General features: G+C 72.3%; 17 protein-coding genes. 11 read left to right on the forward strand and 6 right to left on the reverse strand.

Annotation, left to right across the window (positions count from 1 at the left end; translation table 11 throughout):
* Positions 1-24: 24 nt before the first annotated feature.
* Together ACZ5ID_RS33865 and ACZ5ID_RS33870 are read right to left on the reverse strand one after the other, a co-directional pair.
* On the reverse strand, positions 25-1,806 hold the full coding sequence (locus ACZ5ID_RS33865) for an ABC transporter substrate-binding protein (protein WP_468905794.1): 1,782 nt from the start codon (positions 1,804-1,806) through the stop codon (positions 25-27).
* A 29-nt stretch (positions 1,807-1,835) separates the two neighbouring features.
* A complete protein-coding gene (locus tag ACZ5ID_RS33870) occupies positions 1,836-2,864 on the reverse strand; it encodes an ABC transporter permease (RefSeq protein WP_468905796.1) in 1,029 nt (342 codons plus the stop codon).
* Between the two features lie 444 nt (positions 2,865-3,308).
* Between ACZ5ID_RS33870 and ACZ5ID_RS33875 the strand changes: the two genes are divergently transcribed.
* A complete protein-coding gene (locus ACZ5ID_RS33875; protein WP_468905799.1) occupies positions 3,309-4,430 on the forward strand; it encodes a hypothetical protein in 1,122 nt (373 codons plus the stop codon).
* A 28-nt stretch (positions 4,431-4,458) separates the two neighbouring features.
* On the opposite strand, the gene ACZ5ID_RS33880 is transcribed toward ACZ5ID_RS33875, so the two are convergent.
* Positions 4,459-6,588: a prolyl oligopeptidase family serine peptidase gene (locus tag ACZ5ID_RS33880; RefSeq protein WP_468905801.1), complete on the reverse strand. Its 2,130-nt coding sequence runs from the start codon at positions 6,586-6,588 to the stop codon at positions 4,459-4,461.
* Between the two features lie 202 nt (positions 6,589-6,790).
* Here ACZ5ID_RS33880 and ACZ5ID_RS33885 point away from each other — a divergent pair, with 202 nt between their 5' ends.
* The 8 genes from ACZ5ID_RS33885 (at position 6,791) to ACZ5ID_RS33920 (ending at position 14,345) form a co-directional block, all read left to right on the forward strand.
* The gene (locus ACZ5ID_RS33885; RefSeq protein WP_101389912.1) at positions 6,791-6,985 is read left to right on the forward strand and encodes an SH2 domain-containing protein; all 195 of its coding nucleotides are present in this window, start codon (positions 6,791-6,793) and stop codon (positions 6,983-6,985) included.
* Between the two features lie 76 nt (positions 6,986-7,061).
* Positions 7,062-7,949, forward strand: a complete 888-nt coding sequence (mshB, locus tag ACZ5ID_RS33890; RefSeq protein ID WP_468905804.1) for an N-acetyl-1-D-myo-inositol-2-amino-2-deoxy-alpha-D-glucopyranoside deacetylase — start codon at positions 7,062-7,064, stop codon at positions 7,947-7,949.
* Positions 7,949-8,371 (forward strand): DUF6113 family protein, encoded by a 423-nt coding sequence (locus ACZ5ID_RS33895; RefSeq protein ID WP_468905806.1) that lies wholly within the window; start codon positions 7,949-7,951, stop codon positions 8,369-8,371. Before mshB ends, ACZ5ID_RS33895 begins: the two co-directional genes overlap by 1 nt.
* A gap of 165 nt (positions 8,372-8,536) precedes the next feature.
* Positions 8,537-10,666 (forward strand): peptidoglycan binding domain-containing protein, encoded by a 2,130-nt coding sequence (locus ACZ5ID_RS33900; protein WP_468905808.1) that lies wholly within the window; start codon positions 8,537-8,539, stop codon positions 10,664-10,666.
* Between the two features lie 137 nt (positions 10,667-10,803).
* Complete coding sequence (locus ACZ5ID_RS33905) at positions 10,804-11,727, forward strand: ABC transporter ATP-binding protein (protein ID WP_468905810.1); 924 nt, start codon at positions 10,804-10,806, stop codon at positions 11,725-11,727.
* On the forward strand, positions 11,724-12,464 hold the full coding sequence (locus ACZ5ID_RS33910) for an ABC transporter permease (RefSeq protein WP_468905812.1): 741 nt from the start codon (positions 11,724-11,726) through the stop codon (positions 12,462-12,464). Before ACZ5ID_RS33905 ends, ACZ5ID_RS33910 begins: the two co-directional genes overlap by 4 nt.
* A gap of 5 nt (positions 12,465-12,469) precedes the next feature.
* Entirely contained in the window at positions 12,470-13,630 is a 1,161-nt protein-coding gene (locus ACZ5ID_RS33915) for a sensor histidine kinase (protein ID WP_468905909.1), read from the forward strand.
* A 109-nt stretch (positions 13,631-13,739) separates the two neighbouring features.
* Positions 13,740-14,345 carry a response regulator gene (locus ACZ5ID_RS33920; RefSeq protein WP_468905814.1) on the forward strand — a complete coding sequence of 202 codons (606 nt, stop codon included), beginning with the start codon at positions 13,740-13,742 and terminating at the stop codon, positions 14,343-14,345.
* A 13-nt stretch (positions 14,346-14,358) separates the two neighbouring features.
* Here ACZ5ID_RS33920 and ACZ5ID_RS33925 read toward each other — a convergent pair whose 3' ends face one another.
* Complete coding sequence (locus tag ACZ5ID_RS33925) at positions 14,359-15,198, reverse strand: transglutaminase-like domain-containing protein (protein WP_468905816.1); 840 nt, start codon at positions 15,196-15,198, stop codon at positions 14,359-14,361.
* A 42-nt stretch (positions 15,199-15,240) separates the two neighbouring features.
* Positions 15,241-16,236, reverse strand: a complete 996-nt coding sequence (locus tag ACZ5ID_RS33930) for a GNAT family N-acetyltransferase (RefSeq protein ID WP_468905818.1) — start codon at positions 16,234-16,236, stop codon at positions 15,241-15,243.
* A gap of 141 nt (positions 16,237-16,377) precedes the next feature.
* Here ACZ5ID_RS33930 and fdxA point away from each other — a divergent pair, with 141 nt between their 5' ends.
* Together fdxA and ACZ5ID_RS33940 are read left to right on the forward strand one after the other, a co-directional pair.
* Positions 16,378-16,713, forward strand: coding sequence for a ferredoxin (gene fdxA, locus ACZ5ID_RS33935; RefSeq protein ID WP_188276063.1), 336 nt, complete (start codon positions 16,378-16,380; stop codon positions 16,711-16,713).
* Positions 16,714-16,817: 104 nt separating this feature from the next.
* Positions 16,818-17,936 carry a bifunctional succinyldiaminopimelate transaminase/glutamate-prephenate aminotransferase gene (locus ACZ5ID_RS33940; protein WP_468905820.1) on the forward strand — a complete coding sequence of 373 codons (1,119 nt, stop codon included), beginning with the start codon at positions 16,818-16,820 and terminating at the stop codon, positions 17,934-17,936.
* 72 nt (positions 17,937-18,008) lie between these two features.
* Here the strand turns inward: ACZ5ID_RS33940 and ACZ5ID_RS33945 are convergent, their stop codons facing one another.
* Entirely contained in the window at positions 18,009-18,458 is a 450-nt protein-coding gene (locus tag ACZ5ID_RS33945; RefSeq protein WP_468905822.1) for an ATP-binding protein, read from the reverse strand.
* Between the last annotated feature and the right edge of the window lie 68 nt (positions 18,459-18,526).

Below are 18,526 nucleotides of genomic sequence, written 5' to 3' on the forward strand. Positions count from 1 at the left end.
GGGCCGGGGACCGGGCCGCCACTGCTACTGCTTCACGAAGATGGTGCTCGGGTTGATGGTGCCGAAGACCTGGTTGTAGGTGACGCCGCCGAGGCCGTCACCGTGCAGGTTGAAGTACTTGTCGTAGATGAACGGGATCTGCGACGTGTCGGACTGGAGCACGTACTCGGAGAGCTTGCGCCACTCGTCGTTCTGCTTGTTGATGTCGGTGAGCGCCATGATCCGGTCGATCTCGGAGTTCACCTTCGGGTCGTTCAGGAACGCGTAGTTGTTGGTGCCGTCCTGGAGGTTGCGGCCGTCCATGGTCGGCGGCACCACGGTGGAGGCGCTCGGCCAGTCGGCGCCCCAGCCGGTGCGGTAGATGTCGTACGGCGTGTTCACCTTGCCGACCACCGTGTAGTACGAGGTCGGGTCGATGGCCTTGCGCTCCACCTGGAAGCCGGCCTTCTCCAGTGCCTTCTGCAGGGTCAGCGAGACGTTCTGCCAGCGCGGGGTGTTGGCGTACGCGTAGGAGAGCTTGACCGGGGTGGTGACCCCGGCCTCCTTCAGGAGCTGCTTGGCCTTCTCCGGGTCGCCCATCGGCTTGTCGAGCTTGCCGAACGGGTCGAACTTCTTCCAGCCGGCCACCGTCGGGCTGATCAGCGTGGTGCCGAGCTCGCCCTGCGCGCCGCCGCCGAAGGCCTGCTGGACCTGCTGCATCGGGAAGGCGTACATGATCGCCTGGCGGACCTTGGGGTTGGTGATCCGCTTGGTGTTGATGTTGATGACCTCGACGTACGGCTGGTACTCGTTGACGATCCGCGACTTGTACTGCGAGTCCGTCGTCAGCGTCTGCATCTTCGACGGGTCGGCGGAGCCGGACATGTTCACGGCGTACTTGTCGGGCCCGGACTGGGCGGCCATCCGGTTGGTGAGGCCCGGCTCGGAGATCCCGAGCTGGAACTCCCACTTGTCGGGGTAGGCGTTGCGGATCGGGTCGCTCTTGGGGTCCCAGTTGGTGTTGCGCGCGAAGGAGAGGGACTTGCCGGGCTTGTAGTCGGCGATCCGGTACGGGCCGGAGGCGACCGGGTGGTTGTTGTACTTCTGCTTGTCGTCCTTGGCCTTGGGCACCGGCGAGACGTTGGGCATGGACATCGCGTACGGGGCGTCCGCGTGCGGCTCCTTGAAGTGGAACACGACGGTCTTGTCGTCCGGAGTCGCCAGGGCCGTGTCGGGCAGCTCCTTGCCGTCGTACGGGCCCTTGTAGGCCTTGCGGTAGTCGGTGCCGAGCATCCACTTCTGGACGTACTGCGGGCCCTGCGTCTGGTAGTCCGCGAAGAGCCGCTCGATGCCGTACTTGATGTCCTTGGACGTGATCGGCGTGCCGTCCTCGAACTTCAGGTTGTCCTTGAGGGTGTACGTCCAGGTCTTGGCGCCGTCCGACGAGGTGCCGGTGTCGGTGGCGAGGTCGCCCACCAGAATCGTTTTGCCGGTCTTGGCGTCGATCTTGTAGCCGGTCAGCGAGCGGTTGTAGAGCAGCTGGAGCGAGAGCATGTCGCTCACGTACTGCTGGCCGGGGTCGAGGTAGTCGAAGCCCGCCTGGTCCAGGTCGTAGGCCGTACCCCCCGGTTTGGCGCCCGCGACGGGCACCGCCGGGCCGGTGGAGTCGGCCTTGGTGCCCAGGCCGAAGTTCTGCACCGACGCCTTCTTGTCGTCGCCCGCGGGTTTCTTCCCGTCGTCGGCCCCGCCGCTGCTGCACGCAGCAGACAGTGTCAGAGCACCCACCGCCAGAAACGCGGAGGCGTAGCGCGCCTTGCGAATTCTCATTGATTCCTGCCTGTCAGGATGTGGACGGTTCAGCGGACGGTCTTGGGGTCGAGTGCGTCCCGGACCGAATCCCCGAGCAGGTTGAAGGCGACGACGAAGATCAGCATCGCGATGCCGGGGAAGAACATGAAGGTGACGTCGGACTCGAAGTACGAGGCGCCCGACTGGAAAAGCAGTCCCCAGTCCGGGGTCGGCGGCTGAATGCCGACGCCCAGAAAGGAAAGTCCCGCCTCCGCCGTGACATTGGCCGGAAGGAGGAGTGTGGACTGGACGAGGACGGTCGACCAGATGTTCGGCAAGATCTCTTTTCGAATGATCCGCCAGTTCGACGCACCGCTGAGCCGCGCCGCCTCGATGAACTCGCGCTCCCGCAGCGAAAGCACCTGGGCGCGCACCAGGCGGCCCACCACCATCCACCCGAGCAGGAACTGCACCAGGATCAGCGCCACGATCCGCACATAGGTGGGCTCCTCGTCGCGCGGCGAGACGAAGAGCGCGACGATCACCGGGGTGAAGGCGATGAAGAACAACTGCTGCGGGAACGACAGCATCAGATCCGAGAACCGGCCCAGGAAGTAGTCGACCTTGCCGTGCAGATAGCCCTGGACCAGGCCGATCAGCACACCGGTGGCCACCGAGACCACGGTGACCGCCAGCGCGATGAACAGCGAGGTCCGGATCCCGTAGATCAGCAGCGTGAACACATCGCGGCCCAGGTTCGGTTCGACACCGAACCAGAAGTCCGCGTCGACGCCCCCGTTGGGTTTCAGCGGAATGCCGTAGCTGTTCAGCAGCCCGCGGTCCTGTCCGTAGAGCTGGTAGGGATCTTTCCCGTACAGCTTCGCGATCAAGGGCGCCGCGAAGGCGATGAGAATGAACGCGAGCACCGTGACGGCACAGGCGATGCCCACCCGGTCGCGTTTGAACCGCGCCCATGCGAGGCGGCCGGGAGAGCGTCCCATGAGTTCGGTCGCTTTGAGTCCCGTGCCCGTGCCCGGATCCCCGCCGGAGGGAAGGGGATCGGTTGGTTCAGTGGCGGCTTGGGTTGAACTCGTCATCGCGCATAGCCCCCGCACCGAGAGAGTCGAACGGCGCCCGAAGGCGTCATTGATTGACCGGAACATTCATGGGCCCGGGCCTTGTGCGTCAAGAGGTCTGAGCGTGCTTATGTGTGATCACGGGAGAACTTGGCACAAGATTTCGCACATCGAGGCGACTGCGTGCTTGACAGTACGACGGAGCGGGCGACATGGCTCCATAAATGCCCATCAATTTCGTTAACAAGCAGGCAACTTGACTGACGCAACACCGATATACGAACGCGCCACGCTGAACACCGTACGGCCGTGCGGGTGCCGTAGGCCGGCCGGGGCGGTCAGACCGTCCCGGCCGACCGCCCGTCCAACGCCCTTGCCGCGCGCCCCTCTTGTCCATCCGAGCGCCCGGGTGGAGGATTCGCCCAGCAGGCACGCGCCACGCCAACCGGGGGGACGGCAAGGGGCATGAGGCAGCCACAGACACTCACGGCCGGGGCCCGGCTGACCGGCGCCGTCCTGTGCGCCCTGCTCGCGCTGATCACGGCCGCCTGGGTGGGCCGCGACATCCACGCGGCCCGGAGTCTGGCGGACCTCGGGTGGTTCTGGGGCGGAGCGCCCAAGCACGGCGGCGGCACCCCGCTCACCACCGGCATCCTCGACCCCGTCCTCCTGCTGGTCTACGCGGTGGCGGCGGCCGTCGTGCCGCGCTCGCCCTCCGCCACCGCCGTGCTGTGGTGCGTCGGGGCCGTCACCGCGCTGCTGCGGGTCTCCTCGCTGTGGGTGCTCCACCACGACGACTGGACGGACTCGACCGCGCTGCACGATCTGCACCGGCGGGCCCTGCTCAGCACCTTCGCGGCGCTGGCGGCCGGGCTGGCCCTGGTGATCACGGCCGCTGCCGGACGCCGGCCCAATCCGGTGGCCGATTCCGTGCCCGGTCCAATGTCCGGTCCGGTTTCCGGTCCGGTGTCCGGCCCGGTGTCGCGGGCCCGGCCGGGTCCGGGAGCCGCGGTCACCGCGCTGCTGGTGCTGGGCGCGGCCGGTCTGGTGACGGTCGCCTGGGAGCTGTTCTGGGCCGTGGAGCTGTCCGGGGAGGAGTACCGGGCCCGGTTCACCGGCGCCCATCTGCCGCTGCTGTGGATGCCCGGTGGCTGGGTGGCCGTCGTCCTCGCGGTCATCGCGCTGACGGCCGCGGCCGGCGGCCCGGCGCGGGCCCTGCACGTACGGCCGCTGGGGCTGATCGCCGCCGCCGCCCTCATCGCCGTGGGTGCCGAAGGCGTGGCGCTGGCGGCCCGGTTCGAACTCCTCGACCGCTTCGGGGACTTGGACACCGCGCCGCAGTTGCAGATCGTGACGTGGTTCTTCCAGCTGGTGGCCGGCCTGCTGCTGGTGCCGGTGCTCGCCCGGCGCGGGCCCGGGGACCCGGCGGACACCCCCGGGGCGCCGTGGGCCCCGCGGTACCCGCCGCACTCGCCCTACTCGCCGTACTCACCGCAGCCCCCGCACGACGCCGCCGGCGGCTTCGGACCGCCGCCGCCGGGCTTCGGACCGCCCCCGCCGCCCTCCTCGCCGCCGCCCGGCTGGTGAGGACGCCGGGGAGGCCCGGCGCGGCCGGTCAGATCCCCAAGGAGCGCTTCAGGAAGTCCACTTGGAGCAGGAGGAGGTTCTCCGCCACCTGCTCCTGCGGGGTCATATGGGTCACGCCCGTGAGGGGCAGGACCTCATGGGGACGGCCGGCCGCCAGCAGGGCCGAGGAGAGCCGCAGGGTGTGGGCGGCCACCACATTGTCGTCCGCCAGACCGTGGATGATCATCAACGGCCGGTGCTGCTCGGCCGGTTGGGACAGCCCGGCGTCGGTGACCAGCGAGTTCGCCTCGTACACCGAGGGGTTGCCCTGCGGGTCGCCCAGGTAGCGCTCGGTGTAGTGGGTGTCGTAGAGCCGCCAGTCGGTCACCGGCGCGCCCGCGATCCCGGCGTGGAAGACGTCCGGGCGGCGCAGCACCGCGAGGGCCGAGAGATAGCCGCCGTAGGACCAGCCGCGCATCGCCACCCGCCCCAGATCCAGCGGGAAGGCGCCCGCCAGGCCGTGCAGCGCCTCGATCTGGTCGTCGAGGGTGAGCGTGAAGTCGTCGCGGATCGCCTTCTCCCAGGCGGGTGAGCGGCCGGGGGCGCCGCGCCCGTCGGCCACGATCACCGCGAAGCCCTGGTCCGCGAACCACTGCGAGGTGAGATGGGCGTTGTGGGCGGCGTGGACGCGGGGGCCGTGGGGCCCTCCGTACGGATCCATCAGCACCGGAAGGGGACCATCCGATTCCGAGTAATCGGTGGGGAGCAGTACGGCGCACGGGATGCGCCGCGCGCCCCCCTCGGTCAGCCGCACCCGGGCCGTGAGCACCGGGGTCTCGGCGTACGAGTCGATCACCGCGACCGTCTTGCCGTCCCGCTCCACCCGGACCGTGGTGCCCGGGCTGTCCGGACGGGCCGAAGTGAGTACCGTCACCGGTCCGCCCCGGACCGCCGAGTGCACCCCGGCACCCTCCGAAACCCGCTCGATACCCAGCTCGTTGACCCGGTACACATGGATCTCGCCGGTTTCGGGTGCACGGGCCGCCTCCCCGGCCGACGCCGAGACCAGGATGTCGTCGTCCCCGATGTCGAGCACGGCCCGGATCTGCACCTGCTCGCCGGTCAGCGGACGGTCGCCCGCCGCCAGGACGCGCGCCCCGCCCTCGTCCGCGATCCGCACCAGCCGTCCGTCCGGCGCCCAGGCCGGAACGCCGGGGAAGAGATCCAGCCACACCTCGTCCTCGTCCGCGTGGACGGTCCGGGTCGTCCCCGAGGCGGTGTCCACGGCCAGGTGCAGCTGGACGCGCTGGTCCCGCGCCTGCACCAGGAGCAGCGGGGCGCCCGCCGCCGACCAGTGCACGCGGGCCAGGTACGGATAGCGCGCCCGGTCCCAGACGATCTCGGTCCGGGTCCCGTCGAGCCCGTACCGGAAGAGCCGCACCTCGGCGTTGGGCGTGCCCGCGGCCGGGTAGGCGACCCGCTGCGGCTCACGGTCGGGGTTGGCCGGGTCGGAGATCCACCACCGCCGCACCGGACTCTCGTCGGCCCGCGCCACCAGCAGCGCGTCCGAGTCCGGCGACCACCAGAAGCCCCGGGCGCGGTCCATCTCCTCGGCCGCGATGAACTCCGCCAGCCCATAGGTGACCTCGGGCGCCTCGGGCTCCGCGAGCGCCCGGTCGCCCTCGCCGCCGGCCCCGGTGACCCGCAGGGCGCCCCGCGCCGTATAGGCGACGAACCGGCCGTCGGGGGACGGCCTCGGGTCGATCACCGGCCCGGGAACGGGCAGTTCACGGGTGGTTCCGGCGCGCAGCTCGGCCGTGAAAAGGCGCCCGGAGAGCGTGAACGCGGCCAGCTCCACCGTCGCGTCCGTCGCGTACCCCACGATGCCCGCCGCGCCCTCGCGGCTGCGCTCGCGCCGCGCCCGCTCCTCGTCCGACAGCTCCTCCGAGGCGCCGCCCAGGAGCGCCCGGGGGTCCGCCGCGAGCCGTTCGCGCGCGCCGTCCGCCAGATCGAGCACCCAGAGGCTGTTGGCCGGATCCGTACCCCCAGGAGCCCTCAGGAAGGCCACCCGGCTGCCGTCCGGGGCCACCGTGAAGGCGCGGGGCGCACCGAGCGTGAAGCGCTGGGTCCTGGCGTACTGACGGGGAAACGAGGTCTTTCCGGGGGCAATTGAGGTCATGGGGCGAACCTAGCGGCAGCCGCCCGCACCTGCTCGTACGTGAGGGGTGTGCGCCCCTTGTGCGCCCGTGCACCGATCAATGCGTTCCGCCGGATAGTTATGATCCATAGTGGGGGGTGGGTATGACATCTGCATGCCCCCAGGCACGCTGTTCTGCCCGACCGACTGGCCCTGCCCGACCGACAGATGGAGGTGAACCGCCGTGGCACTCTCGATTTCGGCGGTGGTGCTGCTGGCGATCATCGTCTTCCTGCTGGTCAGGAAGTCCGGACTGAAGGCCGGACACGCGGTGGTCTGCACCTTGCTCGGGTTCTACCTCGCCAGTTCGTCCATGGCGCCCACCATCAACGACCTCAGCAACAACGTCGCGGGCATGATCAGCGACATCAAGTTCTAGCGACATCAAGTTCCAGGGCCACGCCGCCGCCCGGCGCGGCCGGGGGATCCGAGGCATGCCTCGTAGGCTGTCCCGTATGACGGATCTCCCCGCCCGGCGGCTGCTCCTGGTGCACGCCCACCCCGACGACGAGTCGATCAACAACGGCGCCACCATGGCCCGCTACGCCGCCGAAGGCGCGCTGGTCACCCTGGTGACCTGCACCCTCGGCGAGGAGGGCGAGGTCATCCCGGCCGATCTCGCGCACCTGACCGCCGACCGGGAGGACCGCCTCGGCGCCCACCGCGTCCAGGAACTCGCGGCGGCCATGAAGGAGCTGGGGGTCACCGACCACCGCTTCCTCGGCGGCCCCGGCCACTTCCGCGACTCCGGGATGGCGGGCCTGGAGCAGAACCACCGCCCCGGCGCCTTCTGGAGCACCGACGTCGACGAGGCGGCCCCCCATCTGGTCGAGGTGATCCGCGAGGTCCGCCCGCAGGTCCTGGTCGCCTACGACCCGGACGGCGGCTACGGCCACCCCGACCACATCCAGGCCCACCGGGTGGCGATGCGCGCCGCCGAGCTGGCCGCCGACCCCGCCTACCGCCCCGGCCTCGGTGAGCCGCACACCATCGCCAAGACCTACTGGAACCGGGTGCCGCGCTCGGTGGCCGAGGCCGGCTTCGCGCGGCTGCGGGAGACCGGCACCCCCTTCCCCGGCGTCGCCGACGTGGCCGACATCCCGGGCGTCATCGAGGACGGGCGGGTCACCGCCGAGATCGACGGAACCGCCCACGCCGGGGCGAAGGCCGCCGCGATGCGCGCGCACGCCACCCAGATCACCGTGGACGGCCCGGTCTTCGCGCTCTCCAACGACTTGGCGCAGCCCCTCTTCACGACCGAGTACTACGAGTTGGTGGACGGCGTGTCCGGGGCCCCGGCCGGCGAGCGCGAGCACGACCTGTTCGCCGGGCTGGGGCTGTGATGAGCGCCGCGTCCCGTACCTCCCCCGCGCCCGTCAACTCCCGTCCGGCGGGCGCCCGCCCCGGGCGGATCGCCGCCTTCCTCGGGCTGTTCCTGCTCGGCGCGCTCACCGGGGCCGCGGGCGCGCTCGTCCAAGCCGCCTGGTTCCCCGGCGGGTTGCTGCTCTCGCTGGCCGCCTCCGCCGGACTCTTCTGGACCGGCACGGCCCTGACGGGCAGCCGCGCCGGGGTCGGTTCTTCGGCCGCCGGATGGCTGGTCGCGGTGCTGTTCCTGACGGCCACCCGGCCCGAGGGCGACTTCGTCTTCGGCGCGGGACTCGGCTCGTACGTCTTCCTGCTCGGCGGCATGCTGGCGGCTGTGATCTGTGCCACGGTCGGAAATCTCGTGCGACCGCCCGGAGTTTCGGCCCGAACGGGCGAGTGACGTGCGGGGCTTCGGCGGCGCAGTACAGGCTGTGGTGCCCCGCTTCCCCGGGCCGTCCGGTGCGCGTCGGCGGCGGCCAGTATGGTGGTGCGCGCCGCCGAGCCGTCCGCGCACAGGCACACGAGACAAGAGCGGGTGGCGGAGCCGATCGGGAGAGAACCTGCCTTGAGTCGTGAAACTGACAGTTCGACCTCCGGCCCCCAGGGGCGCGGCGGAGCCGCGTACCCGTCGGGTACCCCGCCGTACGGAACGCCGCACTCTCCGGCGCACGACGCCCCGGAAGCCGCCGCCCAGCCGGACGAGCCGAAGACCGAGACCACGCTGACGACGCGTATCCGGATCAACATCCCCGGGTCCCGGCCCATCCCGCCGGTCGTGATGAGAACGCCGGTGAGCGACGCCGACAAGGCGTCCGCCGCCCGCGGCGAGCGCGAGCGGGCCGCCGCGGAGGCCGAGGAGGCGGCGACCGCCGCCGCGGCCGAGGAGAAGCCGGCCAGCGACTGGTTCGCGCCCCGCAGAGCGGGCTCCGGCGCGACCCCGCCGTCCGGCACCCCGCGCTCCGGCCTTCCGTACTTCTCGGACGGCCCGCAGGGCGCGCCCGACGACGGCTCGGCCACCGGCTCGTTCGCCCGGCCGGGCGGTGACGGCGACGGCAACGGCTTCGCGGGCCCGGGCGGCACCGACGGCCACGGCTTCTCCGCCGGCCCGGCCGGTCCCGCGGGCTCCGGCGCCGAGGACCACGGCTTCGCCGCCGGCGGCCCGGACGCCACCGGCGGCTTCCGCCCCGGTCCGGCCTCCGCCAACGGCTCGGGCCGTGCCTCCTCCGGCGGGAACGGCGGCCCCGCCGGACCCACCACCGGACCCGTGACCGGCACCTCCGCGCTGCCCACCCGCCCGGTCGGCCCCCGCAAGGGCCAGCAGCGGCTCGGCGGCGCCCCGGACGGGCAGGGCCCCGGCCCCGGCGGCACGCCGAGCCACGGCACCCCGGTCCCGGGCTCGCGGGGTCCCGGCGGTACGCCCGCCCACGGCACCCCGGTCCCGGGCCCGCGGGGTGTGCGGCCCGGCCCGGTCGCGCCGGTGCCGCCGCTCTCCGACGACACGGCGATCCTGACGCCGCAGGCCCCCGCCCCGGTGCCGGGCGCGCCGCGCGTCACCGCGCCGCCGCCGGCCGGCCATGTCTCCGGGGACACGCTGACCAGCGGCATTCCGGTCGTACCGGAGGAGAACCGTTCCTCGTTCCCGCCCGGCGCGGGCCCGGGGCCCGACCTCGGTCCCGGGACGCCGGACGGGCCGCGCCCGGTCCAGGAGCCGCCCGCCCCGGCCCGTACGAGCGCGCCGCCCGCCAAGAAGAAGGGCCGTTCCAAGCTGGTCCTGCTCGCGGTGGCGGCCGTCGGCGCCGCGGTCGTCGCGTACGGCGCGGGGCTGCTGCTCAACCACTCCGAGGTCCCCAAGGGCACCACGGTCCTCGGCGTCGACATCGGCGGCGGCAGCAAGGAGCAGGCCGTCGCCAAGCTCGACGCCACGCTCGGCAAGCGCGCCGCCCAGCCGCTGCGGCTCACCGTCGACGGCAAGAAGGAGACGCTCGCGCCGGACAAGGCGGGTCTCACCCTGGACAGCCAGTCGACCGTGCGCAACGCGGCGGGCAGCGACTACAACCCGGTCTCCGTCATCTCCTCGCTCTTCGGCGGCAAGCGTGTCGCCGAACCGGTCATCCCGGTCGACGAGGAGAAGCTCGGCGTCGCGCTCACCGACCTCGCGGGCGCCTCGGGCTCCGCGGTCGAGGGCACGATCAAGTTCGTCCCCGGCAAGGCCGTGGCCGTCCCCGGCAGGGCGGGCAAGAGCCTCGACGTCGCCCGCTCGATGATCGCGGTCAAGGACGCGTACCGGGCGCAGGTCCAGACGGGCCGGCCCAACGAGGTCCAGCTGCCGGTCACCGGGCGCCGCCCGACCATCACCGAGGCCGAGATCGACCGGGCGATGAACGAGTTCGCCAAGCCCGCCATGTCCGGTCTGATCACCATCAAGGCGGGCGGCAAGAAGATCGACTTCGGTCCGGTGAAGTCGCTCCCGAAGATCCTCTCCATGAAGCCGGTGGAGGGGAAGCTCATCGAGGTCTACGACAAGAAGGCCATCGACCAGCTCATGGGCAGCGCCTTCGACGGCGTGATGATCATGAAGGGTGACGGTCAGAAGCACCAGCTGACCGCGGACGACGTGGCCAAGGCGATGCAGAGCGCGCTGCGCGGCAAGACCCCGGCGCAGCGGGTCGTGACGATCGAGCTGAACCCGAGCTGACCCGCGGTTGTTCTCCGGCCCCCGTACGCCCCGGCGCGTACGGGGGCCGTGTCATGCCGGGCGCATGACATCTGTCATCCGACAGTCACGACACCCGGCACTGACCCCGGACCGGCCCCGCGGGCCACCCTTGGGGCATGACCACCACCACCTCCACCACCACCTCCGTGGTGAGCTTCGAGCGCGTGAGCAAGAGCTACGGGGACGTCCGCGCCGTCGCGGACCTCTCCCTGGAGCTGCACCCCGGCGAGACGGTCGCGCTCCTCGGGCCGAACGGCGCGGGCAAGTCCTCCACGCTCGACCTGCTGCTCGGGCTGCGCAAGGCCGACGCGGGCGCGGTGCGCCTGTTCGGCACCACGCCCGAGCGGGCCATCCAGGACGGCCGCGTCGGCGCGATGCTCCAGAGCGGCGGTCTGATGGAGGAGGTCAAGGTCCGCGAACTGGTCAGGCTCGCCTGCGACCTGCACCCGCGTCCGCACCCGGTCGACGAGGTGCTGGACCGCGCCGGTGTCACGCAGATCGCCGACCGCATGGTCAACAAGCTCTCCGGCGGCCAGGAGCAGCGGGTGCGCTTCGCGCTCGCGACCGCCGGCGCCAACGACCTGATCGTCCTGGACGAGCCGACCACGGGCATGGACGTCACCGCCCGCCAGGCGTTCTGGGCGACCATGCGCGAGCAGGCCCAGCAGGGCCGTACGGTCCTGTTCGCCACCCACTACCTGGAGGAGGCCGACGCGATCGCCGACCGCGTCCTGGTCCTGCACAAGGGCCGTCTCCTCGCCGACGGCACCGCATCCGAGATCAAGGCGAAGGCCGGCGCCCGCCGGATCGCCTTCGACCTGGAGGGCGCTATCGACGAGGCGGTCCTGCGCGGACTGCCCTTCCTGGCGGCCCTGGACGTCTCCGGCCGCACGGTCCGCCTCCAGTCGACGGACGCCGACGCCACCGTCCACGCGGTGTACGGGCTCGGTCTCTACCCCCGCAACCTCGAAGTCGCGGGCCTCGGCCTGGAGCAGGCCTTCGTCGCCATCACCGAGGCCGAGGAGGCCAGGACCGCATGAACACCCTGATCAGGCTCGAAGTCGTCCGCACCCTGCGGAACAAGAAGTTCATGTTCTTCTCGGTGATCTACCCCTCCGCGCTCTACCTGCTGATCTCCGGCTCGCAGAACACCACGGACACCATCGGCGGCACCGATCTGACCTTCCCCGCCTTCTTCATGGTCTCCATGGCCTCGTTCGGCGCGATCACGGCCGTCCTGATGGGCAACAGCGAGAAGATCGCCAAGGAGCGCGAGAAGGGCTGGGTGCGCCAGCTGCGGCTGACCGCGCTGCCCGGCCGGGGCTACGTCCTGGCGAAGATCGCGAGCGCCGCGGTGGTGACCCTGCCGTGCATCCTGGTGGTCTTCCTGGTGGCGGCCACCGTCAAGGACGTACGGTTCGCGGCCTGGCAGTGGCTGGCGCTGACCGGGGCCATCTGGGCGGGCTCGCTCTGCTTCGCCGCGCTCGGCGTGGCCATCGGCTACCTCGCCAGCGGTGACGCGGTCCGGCCGATCACGATGATCATCTACTTCGGCCTCTCCATCCTCGGCGGTCTGTGGATGCCCACCACGACGTTCGCGCCCTGGCTGCGGTCGCTCGCCACCTGGCTGCCCACCCACGCGTACGCTGCGCTCGGGCAGGCCATCGAGGCGGGCAGCGCCCCGCACACCAAGGACGTGGCCGTCCTCGTCGCCTACTTCCTGCTCTTCGCGGGCGGCGCGGCCTGGCTGTACCGGAAGGACACCCTGAAGGCGTGACGAGCGTGAGGGAAGACCGCGGACCCCTGCCGGGCCGCCCGCCGCAGAACCGCCAGGAGGCGCTGCGCAAGCTGCTGTGGATCGGTATCTGGCTGGCGTTCCTCGGCGCCCCGGTCTCCGACCTCCTGAAGGAGGAGCACACCGCGTGGGCGACCGCGCTCGGCTGGCTCGCCCTGGTGGCGTTCGTGGCGGTCTATCTGGCCCTGGTCTTCCGTCACACCGCCCGCCCCTTCGCCCGCGTCACGGTCGCCTCGATGCTGGTCTTCCTGACCGGCATCGCGGTGGCCACGTCGCTCACCCTGGACGCGCCCTGGCTGGTGCTCTTCGTGTACGTCTCGGTCGGCTGCGGGGCGGTGCTGCCGCTGCCGCTCGCCCGCTGGGCGATCCCGGGCGCCACGGCGGTGATGGCCCTCATCGGCCTGACCACCCGGGGCGTCTGGGGCGACTTCGTGCCGGGCCTGGCGATCCCGGCCCTGCTCGGCGGCTTCGCCATGACGGGGGTGCGCCACCTCGTCCGTACGACCGTGGAGCTGCGCCAGGCCAGGGCGACCGTGGCCCAGCTCGCGGCCAACGAGGAGCGGCTGCGCCTCGCCCGCGACCTGCACGACCTGCTGGGCCACTCGCTCTCCCTGATCACGCTCAAGAGCGAGCTGGCGGGCCGGATGCTCCCGGGCCGTCCCGACCAGGCGGCCCAGCAGGTCGCCGACATCGAACAGGTCAGCCGCCAGGCCCTGGTGGACGTACGGGAAGCGGTCACCGGCTACCGCAGGGCGACCCTCACCGGGGAACTGGCGGGTGCCCGCACCGCGTTGACGGCGGCGGGAGTGGCCGCGGACCTGCCGGTGACGGACGAACTCCCGCCCGGTCTTTCCCCGGGCGCGGGGGAGGCCCTGGCCTGGGTGGTCCGTGAGGCCGTCACCAACGTGGTCCGCCACAGCGGCGCCCGCAGCTGCGCCATCAGCCTCGGGGAGTGCCAGACCCTGGACGGCCGCTTCCTGGAACTGAAGGTCGCGGACGACGGCCGGGGCGCCGTCGCCGTCACGGCCGGCAACGGGCTGACGGGCCTGGCGGAACGTCTGTCGGAGGTGGACGGCACACTGGAGCCGTCGGCGCACAAGGGCAAGGGCTTCACCCTGACGGCGAGGGTCCCGCTGGCCACCCCCTAGGGGCGCGGGGGAAGCCGGGTGCGGCTCCTCCGCCGCACGGACACGGCCGGTGGGCGCGGGGCCCGCGACCGGGCGACGCCGACACCGCGACGGCGCCTAGAATCCGGGCATGATCCGCCTTCTCCTGGCCGAAGACCAGTCCATGGTCCGCGAAGCCCTCGCGGCCCTGCTCGGCCTGGAGCCCGACTTCGACGTGGTCGCCCAGGTGGCCAGGGGCGACGAGGTGCTGGCCGCGGCCCGCGCCTGCGCCCCCGACGTGGCGCTCCTGGACATCGAGATGCCCGGGATGACCGGCATCGAGGCCGCTGCGGTCCTCCACCGCGAGCTGCCCGAGCTGCGGATCGTGATCCTGACGACCTTCGGGCGCCCCGGCTATCTGCGCAGCGCGATGGAGTCGGGAGCCGCCGCCTTCCTGGTGAAGGACGCCCCGGCCGCGCAGCTCGCGGCGGCGGTGCGCAGGGTGCTGGCGGGGGAGCGGGTGATCGACCCGACGCTGGCCGCCGCCGCGCTCGCCGAGGGCGCCAACCCGCTGACCGACCGCGAGCGCGACGTCCTGCGCGCGGCGGCGAACGGCGCCACCAACGCCGAACTCGCCCGGACGCTCCGCCTCTCCCAGGGCACGGTCCGCAACTACCTCTCCATGGCGATCCAGAAGCTGGCCGCCCGCAACCGGGCGGAGGCGGTGGGCATCGCCCGCGAGAAGGGCTGGCTCTGACGCGGACCCGGCGTCAGTTCAGCATCGCCCGCGCCGCCTGGGCCCGGCCCCGGACCGTCTCGGCGGTGCGGGGCTCCACCGGCTCCAGGATGTCCGCGTAACTGTCGAACTCCGCGGCGCCCGTGAGGAAGTCGCCGCGCTGGACCAGGAGCTGGGCGCGGTCGTAGCGCAGCCGGGCGGGGTGGGTGGGCAGCAGCAGGGACAGATCGAGCGCCCACAGGGCCACGTCGCTCCGCTCCGGGCGGGCCGCGGCCCAGGCGCGGATGTTGTTGAGGACGCGCAGCACGACCGCCAGCGGGTCGGCCGGGGTGATCATCGACGGGTCGAGCGGGGCGCCGGTGGCCCCGGCCACCAGGAGCTCGGCGTCCGCACCGGACAGCGGCCGGCCCCCGTCGAACGGATCCGCGAGCACCCGCTCCTCGGGGCTGCCGAAGCCCACCACGAAGTGGCCGGGCAGGGCCACCCCGTACACCGGGGCCCCGGCCCTGCGCGCCACCTCCATCCAGACCACCGAGAGCAGGATCGGCAGCCCCCGGCGGCGCCGCAGCACCTCCGGCAGCAGCGAGGACTCCAGGCGCTGGTACTCGGCCGGGCCGCCCCGGAAGTCGCAGTCGCCGCCGAGCAGCGCGGCCAGGGTCAGCGCCCAGGGGCGGGCCCCGGCGACGCCGTAGGGGAGCAGGCCGGCCAGCCGGTCCAGCTCCATCTGCGCCGCGTCCAGGCCGGGCCGGCCGAGGCCGGGATCGGCCACCGCGCCGATCAGCAGGCACAGCGTGGTCAGGTCCGGCCGCGCGGACCGGGCCTCCTCGGTGAACTGCCGCCGCCAGTCCTCGGCGCCGGGGCTTTCGGGTTCCATAACCGCCTCGTACCCGTTCGTGGAGATCGGAAAGTCCGGCGCTCAGCCCTGCCGGAAGTGGTGGTAGGTGTGGTGGGTGGCGAAGCCCTGGGCTTCGTAGAGGGCGTGGGCCCCCTCGTTGTCCGCCTCGACCTGGAGCCAGGCCGCCGAGGCGCCCTCGGAGAGCGCCTGCCGGGCCAGCGCGGTCATCACGGCCGTGGCGAGCCCCCGGCGGCGCTGCGCCGGGTCCACCTCGACCGCCATGAACCCCGCCCAGCGGCCGTCGACCACGCACCGGCCGATCGCGGCGGGAACGTCCCCGTCCCCGGCCACGGTGGCGAACCAGGTGGAGGGGCCGCTCTCCAGTACCGTGCGCACATGGGGTCCGGGCGTGCCGGTGCGCCGGTAGCGGGCGAGCCAGGCGGAACCGACGGAACGGGACAGTTCCACCGGTGAGACGTCCGTGTCGAGGTCCCCGATCGGGGCAAGTGCGGCGATCCGCAGTTGGGCGCTTACCTCGCGAACCCACCCAAACTTTTCAAGATCGACACAGAGGGCCTCCTGGGTCCCCTCGGCGCCGGTGGACGTCTGTACGTACGTGGGAAGACCACGGGCGGTGTACCAGGCGCGCGCGTACGCGAGGGCGTCCTCCAGGGGCATCCCCGGCTCGCCGAGCGGCAGCACGGAATTGGCCCGCCGGGTGAATCCGCCGGCCGCCCGCAGGGTCCAGCCGCCCAGCTCCGCGCTCTCCACGGGCTGCCACGCACGTGCGCTGACCAGCGCCAACTCCCGGAAGGTGGCGGCCGGGCCACGGCGCCGGGCGGGTTCGGCGGGGATGACCTTGCCCGCGACCATCTCGCTCTCCGGGACGCGTACCGCCTCGCCGTTCCTGCGGACGATCGACAGCACCCCGGCATCCCACGATGTGAGAACGCCGACCGTGTCGGTGAACTTCGGGCCCCGCTCCCCGGACCCCGTCAGGTGTCTGACTGATACGCGTTTGCCCTGATCTTCCGGCGTGATTCTGACGACCAGCCGTCCGCCGGTGGTGAACTCCACAGCTCTCTTCGCCCCTCCTGTTCGGATCGCGCCCCGGAACGGAGATACTAGGTGCGGGCATCGACGACGCCGCGCTCCCGCGCGCCACGTGGACGGAGCCGCAGACCGGCCCGCCGCGCCCTATCGAGGAGGAACGACAGCGTGACCTACGTCATTGCGGAGCCTTGTGTCGACCTTAAGGACAAGGCATGCATCGAAGAGTGCCCGGTCGACTGCATCTATGAGGGCCAGCGGTCCCTCTACATCCACCCGGACGAATGTGTCGACTGTGGCGCCTGTGAGCCGGTCTGCCCGGTCGAGGCCATCTTCTACGAGGACGACACCCCGGAGGAGTGGAAGGACTACTACAAGGCGAACGTCGAGTTCTTCGACGAGCTCGGTTCGCCCGGTGGCGCCTCCAAGCTCGGCCTGATCGAGCGCGACCACCCCTTCATCGCGGCGCTCCCCGCCGACATCAACGCCGACAGCGAGCACTGACACCCGCACCACGTGTCCGCCCGGTCCCGTACGGCGCCCAGCGCCCTGCGGGACCGAGGCGTTTGCCCGGCACGGCATTCCGCAGAAGAAAGTGAGCACCTCCCGTGGGCGCAGTCTCCGCACGCCTGCCCGTCTTCCCCTGGGACAAGCTGGAGCCGTACAAGGCGACGGCCGCGGCCCATCCGGACGGCATCGTGGACCTGTCCGTGGGCACCCCGGTCGACCCGGTCCCGCAGCTGATCCGCGAGGCGCTGGCCCAGGCCGCGGACTCGCCCGGCTATCCGACGGTGTGGGGGACCACGGAGCTGCGCGACGCGCTCACGGGGTGGGTCGGGCGCCGGCTCGGCGCGGTCGGCGTCGGCCACCGCAACGTGCTGCCGGTGGTCGGCTCCAAGGAGCTGGTGGCCTGGCTGCCGACCCAGCTGGGCCTGGGCCCGGGCGACAAGGTCGCCCACCCGCGGCTGGCCTACCCGACGTACGAGGTGGGCGCCCGGCTCTGCGGCGCGGAGTCCGTCGTCTACGAGGACCCCACCGAGCTCGACCCGTCCGGGCTCAGGCTGCTCTGGCTGAACTCGCCGTCCAACCCGACCGGCCGGGTGCTGGCCAAGGACGAGCTGGTGCGGATCGTCGCCTGGGCGCGCGAGCACGGCGTCCTGGTCGTCTCCGACGAGTGCTACCTGGAGCTGGGCTGGGAGGCCGAGCCGGTCTCGGTGCTGCACCCGGACGTCTGCGGCGGTACGTACGAGGGTCTCGTCGCCGTCCACTCGCTCTCCAAGCGCTCCAACCTGGCCGGCTACCGCGCCGCGTTCATCGCGGGCGACGAGGCCGTCCTCGGCGAGCTGCTCCAGATCCGCAAGCACGGCGGGATGATGACGGCCGCGCCGGTCCAGGCGGCCACCGTGGCGGCGCTGGGCGACGACGTCCACGTGCGCGAGCAGCGGGCGCGCTACGCGGCCCGCCGCGCCGCCCTGCGCGAGGCGCTGGTCGGGCACGGCTTCCGGATCGAGCACAGCGAGGCCAGCCTCTACCTGTGGGCGACCCGCGGCGAGGGCTGCTGGCAGACCGTGGCCCACCTCGCCGAGCTCGGCATCCTGGTGGCGCCCGGTGACTTCTACGGCGAGGCGGGCGCGGACTTCGTCCGGGTGGCCTTCACGGCGACGGACGAGCGCGTCGAGGCGGCCGTGAAGCGGCTGGGCGGCCACCGCGCGGCCGGGACGGCATGAGAAGGGGCCCCGGGGGGAGAGTTCCCGGGGCCCCTTCGGCGCTGCGCCGCGCGGGGTGCGCGGCAGCGCGGCTCAGCCGACGGGCAGGCCCTTGAGCGGCAGCTGGTCGGTGGAGGGCAGCCCCTGGGTGGGCAGCTGCCCCCCGACCGGAAGGCCGTCCAGGCTGGCCGACTTGGCGGTGGAGCCGAGGAGGTCGCCCGCGTTGCCCGCGGCGTCGCCCGCCGCCTTCTGGGCCGCCGGGGTCGCCGTCTTCCCCGCCTTGCCGACGGTCCTGCCCGCGGCCGGGACCGCCTGCTTGACGGCCTTGCCGCCGGTGTCGCCCGCCAGGCCGGTGGCCTTCTGCGCGGTGCCGTCGACGGTGTTGCCGAGGTTCGCGCCGTCGAGGGCGGTCAGACCGCCCAGGTTCGTGGTCTCCGGAAGGGCAGCGGCGCTCGCCGCGCCGGCCGCGCCGACCACGGGAACTGCACCCGCCGCGACGAGCAGCGCGGCACGGGCGATCCGACGGGTCAGGGGGAGGGACATGATGCTCCTTGAGACGGGAGGAACGGCGTTCGGACGCTGTGACAACTCCTCGGGGTGCGGCTCAGGTT

This window comes from Streptomyces sp. NPDC031670, from assembly GCF_055580545.1.